Here is a 17,769-nt window from a genome sequence, read left to right as displayed (position 1 = left end):
TTATAAAAATTCATATATGTAAATCCTTAGCCCTCAAAATACACTCATAACCCAACATCCATTGTAATATTCAAATTATCAATATACCACGCAATACATATATAAAAATATAATATTACTACACACAAGATATGTTAAAACCCAACTCAGTCAATATTTCGTTATTAGAATCTATCTGTGTGTCTACATATAATGAAGACCACTCTCTACGAGCTAAATAATATCTACGTATCTTATCAAATCCTCCTGATATAGTAGCAAATCGTCTCAATATGATGTCATCATTTTGTATGTCGTATACAAATTTACTCAATTTATATAACAATATTTCATCTATTTTTTTATGAACTTTCACATAATGAATCACAGAAAAATCTAGCTCTGATAAATTAACTATATCAAAAATATTAAAAAGATTACAGTATGCGTTATATATTTGCACAATACTTCGTGTTTTACTTTCAATAGAATATCCAGCAATATGAGGAGTAGCTATGTCTACATAAGATAATAGGGGTAAAGATAATTCTGGTTCTGTTTCCCATACATCCAAAACCACATTTAATTTTTTACCATGTTTCAAAACTTTTAGTAAAGCATCGTTATCTACCACAGCGCCTCGACAAGTATTGATTAAAACACGATCAGAAGGTAATGCCTCTAGCACATCAATATCAACCATATGCCATGTAGGATAATCTCCTTTATAAATTAATGGGGTGTGAAGAGTTAAAATATTTGCTTCAGCAACTAATGTTTCAAAAGACTTCCAGGATTTACTGGAATTTATTTTTTCCAATGGAGGATCGCACAACAAAGTATGTATACCGAAGTTACGTAATCTTTTATTTAATAAACTACCAATATGTCCTACTCCAATAATTCCAACAATTTTGTCGCGCAAAAAAAAATTACCACGCTGCGCTAAACAAAGTAATGCCGAAAAAACATATTCTACTACTGCTGTAGCATTGTGTCCTGGAGCATAAAAAAAATCAATTCCATATTTTTTTAAATAATTTTGATCAATATGATCAACTCCAGCAGTTGCAGTACCCACAAATTTTATAGAACTATTATCTAGTAATAGTTGATTAACTTTTGTAACTGAACGTACTATCAAAATATCTATATCTCTTACATCTTTTTCAGAAATAACACGTCCTTCACTAATTGTTACTTCGTTATGCAACCCAAATAATTTACAAATATGTGGTATATTTTTATCAGCTAAAATTCTCAAATTAATCCTCTAACAAAATTGATATGTAAATGCTAAAACAAACAGTTTCAAAATTTTATAATTTTAATTATACTGACAATAGTTATATGAAAATATAAATTTTCATCATTACATGACTTCATATGTTTAATTTTTTATAATTATAAATTAAAAATACAAATAAATAATACTGCGCATCTCTTATTCAGAAATAAAGCAGTATTATAAAATTGGCCTACAATCTATATTTTTTAAAAATAATATAAACTTAATAATCCTATTATTGCCAGGTAAATATAAATCATTAACAAGTACATTATTGACAATAATAATCATCATAATAACTATTCACTATTAATTTAATTTGGTCATAGCAACAATATATATAATAAGTAATATTTACATTTACAACCTTAATAATACCCCTAAATATATAAATTTAAAAATTAGACTGTAATTTTATATATATATTGTAAAATACAAACAAGATACGACGCCAAAACTATATAACCAACACATCAAAAAATATTTAAGAATATTTACTCATAATTAATGTAGCATTTGTTCCTCCGAACCCAAAACTATTAGTCATAGCTGTTTTTAATTTATGATCAACAGGATTATTAATAACAATTTTCATATTTTTCACATATGGATCCAAATGATCAATATTAATACTTGGAGCAATAAAATTATGTTTTAACATTAATAAAGTAAAAATAGTTTCATGAACCCCAGCGGCACCTAATGCATGACCAGTCATAGACTTAGTAGAAGAAAAAAAAGGATGTTGATCACCAAAAATTTCACGAATAGCCCATATTTCTTTAATATCACCTATTTGAGTGGATGTGCCATGCACATTAAGATAATCTATTACACCACCAAAATTTCTCAATGCCATTCTCATGCATCGAATTGCCCCTTCCCCAGAGGGAGCAACCATGTCACATCCATCAGACGTAGCTCCATATCCAACAATTTCCGCATAAATATAGGCTCCACGACTTAAAGCATGTGTTAATTCTTCTATTACGATTATTCCTCCTCCTCCCGCAATTACGAATCCATCTCGATTAATGTCGTAAGGACGAGATGCTCTTTCTGGCGTTGTATTATACTTCGTAGACAATGCACCCATAGCATCAAATTCACAAGCCATTTCCCAACATAACTCTTCTCCACCCCCAGCAAAAATAATAGATTGTTTTCCTGATTGAATTAATTCAACCGCATTTCCGATACAATGTGTAGACGTAGAACAAGCAGAACTGATAGAATAACTGACCCCACGAATTTTAAAAGAAGTAGCTAAACATGCCGATACACCTGACGCCATAGATTTAGTTACCATATAAGGACCCACTCCTCTCAAACCACGTGCTCGCATTCCATTGGATCCAGAAACTTGATTACGTGGAGACCCCCCTCCCGATCCAACAATTAATCCCGTTTGGTCATTAGAAACCATACCCACAGGTAATCCAGAATCTATTATGGCCTGCTCCATAGATAAATAAGTATAAATAGATGCATCACTCATAAAACGAGCAATCTTACGATCAATTAACCCTGACGTATTAAGCTTAATATTACCCCAAACATGACTACGCATACCAGATTCTTCTAATTCTTTAGAAAAAGTAACTCCGGATCGACCACTTTTTAAAGAAACCAAAACTTCATTTTGATTATTTCCAATACTTGATATAATCCCTAAACCAGTGACAACAGCACGTTTCATTTTTTAATATACCTCATGATAGTAATGTTTTGTCATTCGAAATCATACTGCACTTTAAATATATCCAGTTAATATATTAAATCGTGCGGAAAATTATTAACATAAGAAACAACTCAATAATTGTAAAACTAATTGTTGCTTACATAAATATTTTAAAAGGATATTTTTACTTATCTTCAAGATATACCTCTATATCTCATATCTCCTTCAGTCATTATCTAACATAAGACTTCATTACTTTACAATGAATAATGATTTATATCATGATAATACATGACAGTATCCAAACACATACTGATATAATTAATATTCAAAATAAATTGTGATATGATCTAGAATGATACCTTCATCATAAAGTATACTGTTTCAAAAAATAAATAGCATCACATCTCATAAAAAATCGTAACGCACTTATGAAAAAATATAAAACAACAATCGTTGTTCACTACAAACGAACATTAAATGTATATTTATAACGAGTGCTGATTCTACATCAAAATACTTGTATTAATTACAGATATACAATGATTACATATTTATTGTATATATGCGAATCAATAATTTGATAAATTGTAATCAACATATAACCAAAACACAGAAAAATCATACATAAAATACTATAATGATAATTATCAGCATAAGTTGATAACCATGACTATATAATTACATAAGCACTATTCGCATACTGTACATTTTATTCAACTAACGATACCACTAATATCATTATCTATTCATATCTGATCATAAATTAAAAAAGTATAATACTTTAATTGTTTTATAAAACAAATTACATTCCAAACACAATAACTTTACAAGATCTACATATCAACATAATCAAAGGAATTACAATCTATGAAAAACATAACCAAAGAAACACTGACAGAAATTCATACTATATTAGATATATTACGTTGGAGTAGCAGTCAATTTAATGCTAACTCAATTTTTTATGGACACGGTACCAATAATTTTTGGGACGAAACATTACATTTAATACTCCCTAGTTTATATTTACCTATAAATATTCCAACTCAAATATATCAGGCTCGCTTAACCTCTAAAGAACGCACTAAGATAATCAAATTAGTTAACTACCGCATCAATAAACGCATACCAGTACCTTATTTAACTTATCAAGCATGGTTTTGTGGTTTAGAGTTTTATGTAGATAAACGAGTATTTATTCCCCGCTCTCCAATTGGAGAGTTAATTACATCATATTTTCATGATCTATTACCACATTACCCATACCGTATTCTTGATATGGGCACTGGTAGCGGATGTATCGCTATTGCAATCGCTATAGTTTATCCAAAATCTGAAGTAGATGCGGTAGACATTTCTATGGATGCGTTAAAAGTAGCTGAACACAACATTAAACTATATAATTTAGAACATCGTGTGTTCCCTATTCATTCTGACTTGTTTAGTAATATACCACAATCAAAATACGATTTAATCATAACTAACCCTCCTTATGTAAATAATTCGGATATATATAAATTACCAAAAGAATTTCATTATGAACCTGTGATATCATTATCTGCAGATAATAATGGATTAAAGATAATTCAAAGAATATTAATGAACGTTACACATCATTTAAATAAAAATGGCATTTTAATATGTGAAGTAGGTGAGACTAAAACAGAATTAATAAAACGTTATCCAAACATACCATTCTTCTGGTTGCGACTTTATAACGGGGGAGAAGGTGTATTTATGCTAACTTATCAACAGTTATTAACTTTTAACGAAACCAAATAGTCAACAAATTAGGAAATTTTAACAATGGCTGGTAATAGTATCGGACAATTTTTTAGGGTTACAACATTTGGAGAATCACACGGATCTGCACTAGGTGGTATTATAGATGGAGTGCCTCCAAATCTTCCTTTAACAGAAAAAGATCTTCAATACGATCTAAATCGTAGACGGCCGGGTTCTTCTCGTTACACTAGTCAACGATCAGAATTAGATACGATAGAAATCTTATCTGGTGTTTTTAATGGAAAAACAACGGGCACTAGCATAGGATTAATCATTAAAAATACTGATCATCGATCTCAAGATTATGAAAAAATAAAAAACCTATACCGTCCTGGACACGCTGATTATACTTATGAAAAAAAATACGGTTTAAGAGATCACCGTGGCGGAGGACGTTCTTCAGCACGTGAAACGGCAATACGAGTAGCAGCAGGAGCAGTTGCTAAAAAATATCTTTTTAATAAAAAAAATATAAAAATTCGTGGATTTTTAGCGCAAATGGGTAACATTCATTGCAATTTAAAAGATTGGGAGCAAGTTAATAATAATCCATTCTTTTGCCCAGATGTTGACCAATTAACTGCATTAGACACATTAATAAATAATTTACAAAAATCTGGGGACTCTATTGGAGCAAAAATAACAATAATAGCGGAAAATATACCAGTTGGTTTAGGTGAACCTGTATTCGATCGACTGGATGCTGATTTAGCCCATGCATTGATGAGCATTAACGCAGTAAAAGGTGTAGAAATTGGGGATGGATTTTCAGTTATTACTAAATATGGTAGCGAGCATCGAGACGAAATGACATTAAATGGATTTAACAGCAATAATGCTGGAGGAATATTAGGTGGTATTAGTAATGGACAACCAGTAATCATGCACATAGCTATTAAACCGACCTCCAGTATAACAGTTCCAGGAAAAACCATTACATGCGAAAACAAAGAAACCAGAGTAATTACTAAAGGACGACACGATCCTTGCATAGGAATTAGAGTAGTACCCATCGCAGAAGCTATGGTGGCTATTGTTATAATGGATCATCTACTTAGACAACGCGCACAATGCGACAAAATATAATAAGATTCAAACTAAAAATGTAAAATTAAATTAAAAAAATATATATAGATGTTTACTAAAACCATACATAATACTTGTGTAACTATTCATTTAAAATCAAAACATAAAAAAATATCATATTATATGTGTTGGACCAATACAATTATTTTTAAAAATATTATATTTTAAATGCTTCTATACACATACGCATCTGCTTTATATATGATAAAACATCTACCATTTTGAAGTATCCTAAAACAACATATAAACAACATACATGGATTCTGTATATTCATAAAACATAATAATTTTATATTAATATATAATTAATTAAAAAAGTCTTCGTAGTTAAAAGGATATAACAAGCCTCTCCTAAAGGCTAATTACAGGTTCGATTCCTTTCGAAGACATAATATATAGTTAGCTGTTTACAATCATACAGCATATTATCTGATATAAATACACTTAAAGTGTGTATTTATTAATACAACATCAAATATAATCTAGTTACTATTAAATTAAACAATTTCAAACAAATACCATTCAACATTGTCATTTAATATGAAAATAGCGCATTATTATATTTATATAATAAATATAATAATGCGCTACTAATCTTTACCTTTATATATAAATCTATAAAACGTTTACTTAATTAAATAAAAATAAATTTTAATAACAGCGAAAACATATATAAACGAACCACTACGCAGTAAAACAGAGAATTTTTTAAAATAAAGTAATCAATTCATTAATACAATCAAACAATAATACCAATTAATAAATATATGTTCAAAATTATTACTATTATTGTTATTAACCAACCAACTAATTTAATACATAAAGAATTGACTAATTCATTCATTAATTTAACATCTCCAGTAAATACTAACAACGGTATTAATGCAAGAGCAATACCAAAACTAAGTAAAACTTGACTCATTATTAAAATACGTGTGGAATCAATTCCAAAAGAAATAACTATAAATGAAGGCAACATAGTAATAACACGGCGCAATAACAAAGGAATGTGAAAGCGAACAAATCCTTGCATGACTACTTGACCCGCTAAAGTACCTACTACTGTTGAAGATAATCCAGCCGCTGTTAAACTTAAACCAAAAACTATAGCAGCAGTATGATTTAACAAAGGAGACAATGTTAAATAAGCTTCATCTAAATTGGAAATACCAGTATATCCACCATAATGAAACACCGCTGCTGCAGTAGCCATCATAGATAAATTTACAAAACCAGCAATAGTCATTGCAATTGCAACATCCAATTTTGTAGAAGAATATCGCTCAGATCTACTTGCAGGTATGCTGTCATCTTGAGTAAGAGAAGAATGTAAATAAATAACATGCGGCATAATCGTAGCGCCTAACACTCCTGCTGACAAAAATACTGCTTCTCTATTTGGAAGTATTGGAAGTAACATGCTCATACCTAACATAATAAATTTAGGTTTTGAATAAAAAAGCTCAATAACATAAGTAATTGCAACAAAAAATAACAAACCTCCCACAACAAATTCTAATGGTTTTTTTCCATACCTTTGCAAAGTTAAAATTAAAAAAGTAATCAAACCTGTCAAGAATGCACCTTGTAATAAAGATATACCGAGTAATATTTGAAATCCAATCGCAGCTCCAATAAATTCCGCTAAGTCCGTAGCCATAGCAATAACTTCAGCTTGGATCCAGTACATCCATACCACTGATCTTGGAAATTGATCTCGAATATGTTCTGCCAAATTCTTACCAGTGGCAATTCCTAATTTTGCAGAAAGTAATTGAATTAACATAGCCATTATATTTGCCCATACTACAACCCACAGCAACTGATAACCAAAAGTAGCTCCAGCTTGTATATTAGTTGCAAAATTTCCAGGATCGATATATCCAATAGCAGCTATAAAAGCAGGACCAAGCAACGCAAACTTAATTTTTCTTGTAGATCGATGTTCCACTACTGAATCTTGCTCATTTAGCATACTTAACAATCTTCATAGAATCATCTTATTCGATCTTATTTTTTTATACTTAAATAAAGTAATTACACTATAATAGGCAATATATGATTAACGATCGAAATTTTAAGATGTCATTTCCTATAGATGGGTATAGTTTCAAATAAAAATAAGTATAGCATAGGCTAACTTTTTAAATTATACTTTTTTAAATCCATTAATTATCTTTTGATAACCTATAATACTGTAACGTACAAATAGAGTTTTCGTTGAATCATAAGGTGTACAACTAATTTTATTTAATTGCCATTTTATATAGAAAAATCAAACAACTTCTGTATTATATTAATGGAGTAAATATTGTGGTTCGCATTTTGCATTTTATCTTAGGATTTTCCGCAATAGTAACTCTGTCATTACTGGTAAGCACTAATCCAAAAAGTATTCGCATACGCTTCATTGTCCAACTATTAATAATAGAAATTTTTTTTGGGTATGTTATTTTACATTCCCAATTAGGATCTTCTTCTGTAAGAAAATTATGTACTTTATTTAATACACTATCGATGTTTGCATCAGAAGGAACAAATTTTGTGTTTGGAGGTATGTGCGCGCAAGGATTAGCTACTTTTTTCTTAAATATATTATGTCCAATAATTTTTATTTCCGCTTTAATTGGTATTTTACAATATACTCATATTTTAACATTTTCTATTCGAATAATCGGAACTATTCTGTCTAAAATCAATGGAATGGGAAGGCTAGAATCCTTCAATGCTGTTAGTTCATTGATCTTAGGGCAATCTGAAAATTTTATAGTATACAAAAATATTATAGAAAAAATATCTGCACCACGAATGTATACCATGGCGGCAACTGCCATGTCCACTGTGTCTCTCTCCATAATTGGAGCTTATATGACCATGTTAGATCCAAAATATGTTGTAGCGGCATTAACATTAAATATGTTTAGCGCTTTTATCATACTATCATTACTTAATCCTTACATAGTAGACAAAGAAAATGACCTAGATATCACCAATTTCTACATTAATAATCAAAATATTTTCGAAATTATAGGAGAATATATTTTAATTGGACTCAAAATAGCTGTTACTGTTGCCGCAATGTTGATAGGATTTATTGCGCTTATTTCTGCTCTTAATTCAACATTTAAAATATTGTTTAATATATCTTTACAAGAAATTTTAGGATACTTTTTTTTTCCTTTTGCTTGGGTTATAGGTATACCTATTGATGAAATACTACCAGTCAGCAGTATTATGGCAATTAAATTAATTTCTAATGAATTTATTGCGATTATCAATTTACAAACAATTGCTGGTGATTTATCACCCCAAACTGTAGGAATAGTATCAGTGTTCTTGGTTTCATTTTCTAATTTCTCATCTATTGGTATTGTTACAGGTGCTATTAAAGCATTGAATGAAAAACAGGGTAATATAATTACACATTACGGATTAAAACTAATATATAGCTCTACGCTCATCAATATGCTATCCGCCACAATAGTTGGTTTAGTTATATGATTATTACTAACAATTAAAAATAAATAAAAACATTGCATATACATTGAAAACCAAAGCTATCAACAATCTAAATTATATGTAGTAAACAATTTTATTTTGATGTAATCAAAACACAATCTTACAAACATAACAAATAAAATAAAAATACACATACATAAAGATTAATAGTTCACATTCTATATATAATATAAAAAATAAATGGAGCTAAGCGGAATTGAACCGCCAGCCTCTTGCATGCCATGCAAGCGCTCTCCCAGTTGAGCTACAGCCCCGTTATAAAATATACAAATAGTTGCGCACAGATCTCTCCCTTTATTTCTCTGTTTCCTAAAAAACAATATCAATGTTTGTATATTTTTATTTTATTGAACAATAATAACTATTACAACACCATGTTATACATACAAATCAAACTTTATATAAGAAATTCAAAGTATATGAATATCAAATAAATAAAAATTTCTATTATTTTTACCTATAACAATACAATGTTGAAATATAGCGTACAGCCTGATCAATACGCTTCAATACACGAAACCGCCCAATAGTATGTATAATGATGCTAAGTGTTGGAGAACAAACTGTTCCAGTTAATGCTACACGAAGAGGCATACCTATTTTATCTATGCTAGTATTAAATTCATTGACGGTTTCTATAATTATAGATTTAACAATCTCTGGCGTCCAATCAACTGTAATACTGAATTTTTTTCTTAAAAATTTTAGTGGCATTATCATAATAGGTGTTAAATAGATCTTTGCTACCTTATTATCAAATATATCAAAATCTGTATACAAATAACGACAATTATTTGCAATTTCTTTTAATGTACGTGAACGTTTTGCAAATAATTTTATTATATCAGTCAATTTAGGGCCATTTTGTATATCGATTTTTTGTTGACGCATATGCCATAATAAATGTGAAGCTACATAGTCTATTGGTAAATGATTAATATAATGATGATTCAACCAAAGTAATTTTTCAGTATTTAAAATACTAGGAGATTTACTAATCTTGCTCAAATCAAAATATTTTTTCATCTGTTCCAGAGTAAAAACTTCTTGATCTCCATGAGACCATCCTAACCTTACTAAATAATTCAGTATTGCTTCAGGGAGAAACCCATCATTACGATATTGCATAATACCCCACGCTCCACAGCGTTTTGATAGTTTTTTTAAATTATTATCTAATATCATTGACACATGAGCATACGTTGGTATTGGAGCTTTCAATGCTTGTAAAATATTAATCTGACGCGGAGTATTGTTAATATGTTCTTCACCTCGTATGATATGGGTAATTTGCATATCCATATCATCTATTACAACACAAAAATTATATGTTGGAGATCCATCAGATCGACGAATAATTAGATCATCTAACTCTTTATTGTCAAATGTAATTGTACCTCTAATTTGATCATGGAATGTTACTATCCCTTCCTGAGGATTACAAAAACGTACCACATAAGAATTAACGCAAGCATTATATGCAGCTGTAGATGATGTAAAACGACAATAACCATCATATTTAGGTTTTTCTCCATTTTTTATTTGATTTGATCGCAATAATTCTAACCTTTCTGATGAACAATAACATTTATAAGCCATACCATGTTGAATCATATAAGTTATTATACTATTATAACGGCTTAACCTATCAGTTTGAAAATATGGACCTTCATCCCAATTTAAATTAAGCCAATTCATTCCTGTAAGAATAAGCTCAACTGAGTCATCTATAGAGCGTTGTGCATCAGAATCTTCTATACGTAATAAAAATTTACCACCTTGCTTTCGAGTAAATAACCAAGAATACAAAGCAGTACGAATACTCCCAATATGTATATCACCTGTAGGACTAGGTGCGAATCGAGTTTTAATATGCATACAAATTAAGTACCTGATGAATATAGGTAATCATATAATTTACTCATTTAAGTCAAAACAAAATATAATTTGATGTTAAGTCAATAAAATACAATCAAAAATCTCTATTTTTATAAAAACCCATTGACTCGTACCAATGAATCCATATAATTCAATTCAACAGACGAGGTGATTAGCTCAGGTTTGGTAGAGCATCTCCCTTACAAGGAGAGGGTCGGCGGTTCGAACCCGCCATCACCTATTTTATAGTCATTATAATTTTTATTTTAGGGTCGTTAGCTCAGAAGGTAGAGCAGTTGACTTTTAATCAATTGGTCGCAGGTTCGACTCCTGCACGACCCAAATTGTATTTATGTATCTATTTTCACCCCTGATAACAATTTGTGATTGTTTCAAATAATCATATCAATGCCCATCAAACTTAATTAAACCAACACACCGAATTAAAAAATATATCCATTCATTTTACAATTGAATTCAAACGAATAAAACTCTATTTATTAAACCGGTTACGTTATTCACCACCCCAATTTGCATGTAAGTTCCTTTCTATATATCTATAAATATTGTATAAGACACAAAATTCTAATTTTACATCATACCTATGATTCTGTTAATCTTTTAAATTTTCATTATCATACGATAGTATTTAACTGAATACCAATAGAAGGATCAATTAAATCTTGAACATTTTTTAAGTTATCTGGATTTCTAAAAAAATGATATATGTTATTCGCTACAATTGGCCCTATATATTTTAAATGTGATAATGATTGTAAATCAGCCGCAACTAAATTTCCTATGGTTTGATACACAACAGCTAAATTATTAGCTACTGTTTCACCTACACCATAAATACCCAATGCATATATAAAACGAGCCAAAGTAATTTTTTTAGAATCCTCGATAGACCTTAATAAACGTTCAATGTTTTCCAAACTAAATCCATCTAGACAAAGTAACTTATTTTTATTTAAACGAAAAAGATCAGATGAAGTAAATATTAAACCCTGGTTCACTAATTGATCAATAATTTTATTTCCCATTCCGTAAATGTTCATTGCTTTTCTAGAAACAAAATGTTCAAGTGTTGCCTTTCTTTGAGCAAGACACGTTAATCCAGCCGTACAGCGCAACACTGATTGATTGCGCCATGTTGTAATACGAGACCCGCATACCGGACAAAACTGAGGTAATTCTATAGCTTTTACACGATCATCAGTGCGTTCTGAAAAAACTACTCCTACAATTTTAGGAATCACGTCACCAGATCTTTGTACACGCACTGTATCACCAATCATTAATCCAAGTCGCTTAACTTCATTCATGTTATGCATGTTTACTTTTTTGATTACAACATCAGAAATTACAATAGGTTCTAAACAAGCTATTGGAGTAATAATACCCGTTCGTCCAACTTGGAAAATTACATTCTCTACTTTAGTAGAACTTATTTCCGAAGGAAATTTATAAGCAATAGCCCAATTAGGTGCTTTTGATCCACAACCTAATTTACTTTGATATGCACAACTATTCACTTTAATAACTATTCCATCAATATTAAATTCCAAATTGGATCGTATTGTTTTTATATAAGAATAATATTCTAATACTTTATTAGCTCCTCTGATTAAACGAACACAATTACTAATTGGTAAACCCCAATTTTTACATAATTTTAATCGTTCCCAATGACTATCTGGTAATGCCTCTTCTCCAGCATAATTACTAATACCATGACAATAAAAACTCAACGGACGTGTAGCTGTAACACCAGGATCTAGCTGACGTAACGAACCAGAAGCAGCATTTCTCGCGTTAGAAAAAGGTTTATCACCTTGCTGTATCGTTATTTTATTCAATTTTAAAAAACATAATTTAGATATAAATACTTCTCCTCTAATTTCTAACAAATATGGTAACGTACCATATTTGTTATTAACATCAATTTGTAAATGAATAGGTACTGAACGAATAGTACATATGTTCTTGGTAACATCCTCTCCAATTTTACCATCACCTCGAGTTGCTGCGTAAACTAATTTCCCATTTTTATACAATAAACTAACTGCCACCCCATCTATTTTTAATTCACAACAATATAACATCATATGATTATCATGAAGTTTTATCTTTATTCGTTTATCGAATGATAACAATTGAAGTGATTCAACGATACTATTTAAAGATAACATTGGTACCTTATGATGTATTTTTTTAAAATTATATTGAGATATACCTCCTACACGTTGGGTCGGAGAATTTTCTGTCATTAAATTCGGATACATTTGTTCTAACTGATTTAATTTTGATAACATCGCATCATACGTTGCATCAGATACTACAGATTCATTTTTTGTATAATATACATATTCCCAATGACGTAATTTTTTTCTTAAGTTTTGTATTTTTTTTTTAACAAATTTCATAAGATAAACATCCCAATTATATTGGGTTCCAATAACTAATTTAATACTTAAAAATGATTATCTTGCATTTACACATGATTTGATATTTTACGACACAAATACTTGCAAATATACAATTGATTAATGTAATTTCTATTTAATTATCAATTAAATATCAAATTAATTTTTATGAATTATTTATATCGAAAAAAATGATAATCAATTATCCGTTTATAATTGATGCATAATAATTAATTTTAATCTAATATTTATATTAGAATAAAAAACTATATTTTTATTTTTAATCCAAACTATATTTGAAAAAATTTTCTATATAAACACTCTATGTAATATTAAATAACATTTAAGGAATATTAGGTATGTATAAAATCTACCAAGATAACTCTTATACTATTGGTCATACTCCATTAGTTCGTCTTAATAATATTGGAAATGGTTATATTGCGGTTAAAATTGAATCTAGAAATCCTAGCTTTAGTGTTAAATGTCGTATTGGCGCTAATATGATTTGGGATGCAGAAAAAAGAAATTTATTAAAATTGGATACGAGACTTATAGAAGCAACAAGTGGTAACACTGGAATTGCTCTAGCCTACGTAGCAGCTGCACGAAATTATAAATTAACTTTGACCATGCCGGATACCATGAGCATTGAACGTATTAAATTAATAAAAGCTTTAGGAGCTGAAATTATATTGACAAGAGGACATGATGGAATGAAAGGAGCTATTGCTAAAGCAAAAGAGATCGTTTCTTCTGATCCTAAACATTATGTATTATTACAACAATTTAGCAATCCTGCAAATCCAGAAATTCATGAAAAAACCACAGGACCTGAAATTTGGAATGACTCGGATGGACAAATAGATGTATTTGTAGCCGGAGTTGGTACAGGAGGTACTATCACCGGAGTTGGACGATTTTTAAAACGTACACAAAAAAATAAAAAAATTATTATTGTAGCAGTAGAACCAGAAGACTCTCCAATCATTACCCAAACATTATCTGGTCAAAATATAAAACCAGCGCCACACAAAATTCAAGGTATTGGTGCTGGTTTTATCCCAAAAAATCTCGACTTAACTTTAATTGATCATGTAGAAACAGTAAACATAGATGCAGCTATTAGCTACGCTAAGCATTTAATGGAAAAAGAAGGAATTTTAGCTGGAATTTCTTCAGGAGCCGCATTAGCAGCAGCGATACAATTACAAAAAAATAAGTCCTATGCTACTAAAAATATAGTAGTTATACTTCCATCATCTGGTGAACGATATTTAAGTACCGTATTATTTTCAAAGTTATAAAAAAATAAATTTTTATATTGATACTCAAAAAAATAGAAAACATTCATATAAGGTGTTTTCTATTATTTATTTCTATATAGATAAAAACAATTTATGTATTTTATTTATTGCAGAATTTATAAAAATATTGAATTCATTACATTATGTAAATAGAATACTATCTTTTTAAGACATTAAAATAGGTAATCCAAATGAAAAATATCTTTGAGTACATATTCTATTTTAAATGTGATATAGATAAAAATAAACAAAAATTAGTACATTATTTATATGCACAAACAATTTTATTCATTTATGTTCATGAATAATAATGTTTAATTTGTATTAAATTTACAGAGAAATATTATTCTCATCGTATCATTGAATCAAATGGAGATAAAAATGTATCAAAAAGAAACTATAATCACTGCTTCTAATGGTTTACATACCCGTCCAGCTACTCAATTTGTAAAAGCAGCAAAAAAATTTAATTCTGAAATTACAGTAATCTCTAACGGAAAAAAAGCAAGTGCTAAAAGTTTGTTTAAACTACAAACACTCGGTTTAAGCAAAGGCTCCACAGTTATCATTTCTGCCGATGGTACAGATGCAGAAAAAGCAGTGCAACATTTAATCAAGTTTATTACTGAGCTTAAATAAATACAATATAATCAAATTAATATTCGTATAATACATTATTTATAACTCTAATGAAGGTAGAATTATGATTTCAGGAATCTCAGTATCACCTGGCATCGCCTTCGGAAAAGCGTTGCTATTACAAGAAAAAAAAATCCTCATTAATTTAGAAAAAATCAATATTGGAACCATTGAACAAGAAATCAATCGATTTCTTTCAGGACGTGCTGAAACTTCCAGGCAATTAAAAGAAATTAAAAACAAAGTAAAAAAACAATTAGACTCTAAAAAAGAAGCTATATTTGAAGGTCATATTATCTTACTAGAAGATGAAGAGCTCGAACAAGATATTATTACTCTTATTAAAGAAGAATTATTCAGCGCTGATGCCGCCGTACATTCAGTAATAGAAACCCAAGCAAAAGCTTTAGAACAATTAGAAGATGAATATTTAAAAGAACGTGCTACTGATGTACGAGATATTGGAAATCGTTTATTAAAAAATATTCTAGGAATTCCAATTATTGACTTAAATGCTATTACTGAAGAAGTAATCATTATTGCGGTAGATTTGAGCCCATCAGAAACTGCTCAATTAAATTTAAAAAAAGTTTTAGGATTTATTACTGATGCTGGTGGAAAAACTTCACACACCTCCATTATGGCACGTTCTTTAGAATTACCAGCCATCGTAGGAACCGGTATAATTACAAAAAGAGTTTCCAATGGGGACTTTGTAATACTCGATGCCTTAAATAACAAAATTTATATCAATCCAACCCCAAACATCATTAAAAATATAAATATATTACAAAAAAAATATATTACTGAAAAACATGAACTAACCAAATTAAAAAATCTCCCAGCTATTACTCTCGACAGACATCAAGTACGAATATGCGCTAATATCGGTACAATACACGATATAGTTAGAGCTAAAGAAAATGGAGCTGAAGGTATAGGATTATATAGAACTGAATTTTTATTTATGAATCGCAATTCATTGCCCACAGAAGAGGAACAATTTAAAGCCTATAAACATGCAGCTGAATCAATGATTAACGAAGCTATAGTCATACGTGTTATGGATATTGGAGGTGATAAAAATTTACCTTACATGCATCTTCCAATCGAAGAAAATCCATTTCTTGGATGGCGCGCTATTCGCATTATGTTGGACAGAAAAGATATACTACATACTCAATTACGTGCTATCTTGAGAGCTTCTTTTTTTGGTAAATTGCGAATCATGTATCCCATGATTATTTCAGTAGAAGAAGTAAAAACTTTAAATACAGAATTAAATTTTTTAAAAACACAACTTCGAAAAGAAGGGAAAAAATTTGACGAAAATATTAAAGTAGGAGTCATGATAGAAACTCCTGCTTCTGCGATTATCGCTCATCACTTAGCTAAAGAAGTAGATTTTTTCAGCATCGGCACTAACGATTTAACTCAATATACTCTTGCAGTGGATCGCGGCAACAAATTAATATCTCATCTATATAACCCCATATCTCCGTCTATTTTAATATTAATTAAAAAAGTAATCGAAGCTTCACATGCTGTAGGGAAATGGACAGCTATGTGCGGAGAAATGGCAGGAGATGAACGTACTACTCTGTTATTACTAGGAATGGGGTTAGATGAATTTAGCATGAGCTCCATATCTATTCCACAGATAAAAAATATAATTCGAAATTCATATTATCATGATGCAAAAAAAATAGCACAAAAAGCATTAAATTATTCAACCACAGAATCATTAATGCATTTACTTATGCATACACGTGTATCAAATAATACACAAAAATTATAAAACTATTTTTGATTAAAACATTATCATATTTATATAACCATATGATTTGGAACAAAAAAATTTCTTTTAATTTTATAAATAAACCATCATATAATAGTTTATTATAAAAAATTAAACCTGATATTTACACATATATTGTATGTATTAAATAAAATAACCAATATAGTATATGGATATAATCATCTATGTGATATATAGAATAATTAATATATGTATATTAATTATTCTATATATTTTTTTATAACATCTTTTTTAATCTAATTAATCAACCATCTTAAAACTATAAAATTAATAAATAAAAAGATAACTTTGCACACCAAAACAACTAAACATGAAAACTATCAATTATTTTACATTATCCACCTAAACACACTATA

General features: G+C 29.5%; 11 protein-coding genes and 4 tRNA genes. 9 read left to right on the top strand and 6 right to left on the bottom strand.

Annotation, left to right across the window (positions count from 1 at the left end; all coding sequences use genetic code 11):
• Positions 1–118: 118 nt before the first annotated feature.
• Together M9409_RS00235 and fabB are read right to left on the bottom strand one after the other, a co-directional pair.
• Positions 119–1,243: a 4-phosphoerythronate dehydrogenase gene (locus M9409_RS00235; RefSeq protein ID WP_250226962.1), complete on the bottom strand. Its 1,125-nt coding sequence runs from the start codon at positions 1,241–1,243 to the stop codon at positions 119–121.
• A 508-nt stretch (positions 1,244–1,751) separates the two neighbouring features.
• Positions 1,752–2,966, bottom strand: a complete 1,215-nt coding sequence (gene fabB, locus M9409_RS00230) for a beta-ketoacyl-ACP synthase I (protein ID WP_250226961.1) — start codon at positions 2,964–2,966, stop codon at positions 1,752–1,754.
• An 852-nt stretch (positions 2,967–3,818) separates the two neighbouring features.
• Between fabB and prmB the strand changes: the two genes are divergently transcribed.
• The 3 genes from prmB to M9409_RS00215 all read left to right on the top strand — a co-directional run bounded on the left by prmB (position 3,819) and on the right by M9409_RS00215 (position 6,211).
• On the top strand, positions 3,819–4,733 hold the full coding sequence (gene prmB, locus M9409_RS00225) for a 50S ribosomal protein L3 N(5)-glutamine methyltransferase (protein WP_250226960.1): 915 nt from the start codon (positions 3,819–3,821) through the stop codon (positions 4,731–4,733).
• 24 nt (positions 4,734–4,757) lie between these two features.
• Positions 4,758–5,822 (top strand): chorismate synthase, encoded by a 1,065-nt coding sequence (gene aroC / locus M9409_RS00220; RefSeq protein ID WP_250226959.1) that lies wholly within the window; start codon positions 4,758–4,760, stop codon positions 5,820–5,822.
• Positions 5,823–6,139: 317 nt separating this feature from the next.
• Positions 6,140–6,211 (top strand) — tRNA-Arg (locus M9409_RS00215).
• 350 nt (positions 6,212–6,561) lie between these two features.
• Here M9409_RS00215 and M9409_RS00210 read toward each other — a convergent pair.
• Positions 6,562–7,797, bottom strand: a complete 1,236-nt coding sequence (locus M9409_RS00210; protein ID WP_250226958.1) for an Nramp family divalent metal transporter — start codon at positions 7,795–7,797, stop codon at positions 6,562–6,564.
• A gap of 338 nt (positions 7,798–8,135) precedes the next feature.
• Between M9409_RS00210 and M9409_RS00205 the strand changes: the two genes are divergently transcribed.
• A complete protein-coding gene (locus M9409_RS00205) occupies positions 8,136–9,323 on the top strand; it encodes a NupC/NupG family nucleoside CNT transporter (protein ID WP_250226957.1) in 1,188 nt (395 codons plus the stop codon).
• A gap of 199 nt (positions 9,324–9,522) precedes the next feature.
• On the opposite strand, the gene M9409_RS00200 is transcribed toward M9409_RS00205, so the two are convergent.
• Positions 9,523–9,595 (bottom strand) — tRNA-Ala (locus M9409_RS00200).
• Between the two features lie 199 nt (positions 9,596–9,794).
• Positions 9,795–11,219: a glutamate--tRNA ligase gene (gltX, locus tag M9409_RS00195; protein WP_250226956.1), complete on the bottom strand. Its 1,425-nt coding sequence runs from the start codon at positions 11,217–11,219 to the stop codon at positions 9,795–9,797.
• Between the two features lie 166 nt (positions 11,220–11,385).
• On the opposite strand from gltX, the gene M9409_RS00190 reads away from it, so the two are divergent.
• Positions 11,386–11,460: transfer RNA gene (locus M9409_RS00190), tRNA-Val, on the top strand.
• Positions 11,461–11,488: 28 nt separating this feature from the next.
• Positions 11,489–11,561: transfer RNA gene (locus M9409_RS00185), tRNA-Lys, on the top strand.
• Positions 11,562–11,854: 293 nt separating this feature from the next.
• Here the strand turns inward: M9409_RS00185 and ligA are convergent.
• Positions 11,855–13,648, bottom strand: coding sequence for an NAD-dependent DNA ligase LigA (gene ligA, locus M9409_RS00180; RefSeq protein WP_250226955.1), 1,794 nt, complete (start codon positions 13,646–13,648; stop codon positions 11,855–11,857).
• 359 nt (positions 13,649–14,007) lie between these two features.
• On the opposite strand from ligA, the gene cysK reads away from it, so the two are divergent.
• From cysK to ptsI, 3 genes are all read left to right on the top strand, one after another.
• Entirely contained in the window at positions 14,008–14,955 is a 948-nt protein-coding gene (cysK, locus tag M9409_RS00175; protein WP_250226954.1) for a cysteine synthase A, read from the top strand.
• A 381-nt stretch (positions 14,956–15,336) separates the two neighbouring features.
• A complete protein-coding gene (locus M9409_RS00170; protein ID WP_250227218.1) occupies positions 15,337–15,594 on the top strand; it encodes an HPr family phosphocarrier protein in 258 nt (85 codons plus the stop codon).
• A 64-nt stretch (positions 15,595–15,658) separates the two neighbouring features.
• Positions 15,659–17,392, top strand: a complete 1,734-nt coding sequence (ptsI, locus tag M9409_RS00165) for a phosphoenolpyruvate-protein phosphotransferase PtsI (RefSeq protein ID WP_250226953.1) — start codon at positions 15,659–15,661, stop codon at positions 17,390–17,392.
• Positions 17,393–17,769: the final 377 nt, after the last annotated feature.

Source organism: Blochmannia endosymbiont of Camponotus sp. C-046, from assembly GCF_023585865.1.
Lineage (GTDB): Bacteria > Pseudomonadota > Gammaproteobacteria > Enterobacterales > Enterobacteriaceae > Blochmanniella.
This window is presented reverse-complemented; position numbering and strand designations above follow the sequence as displayed.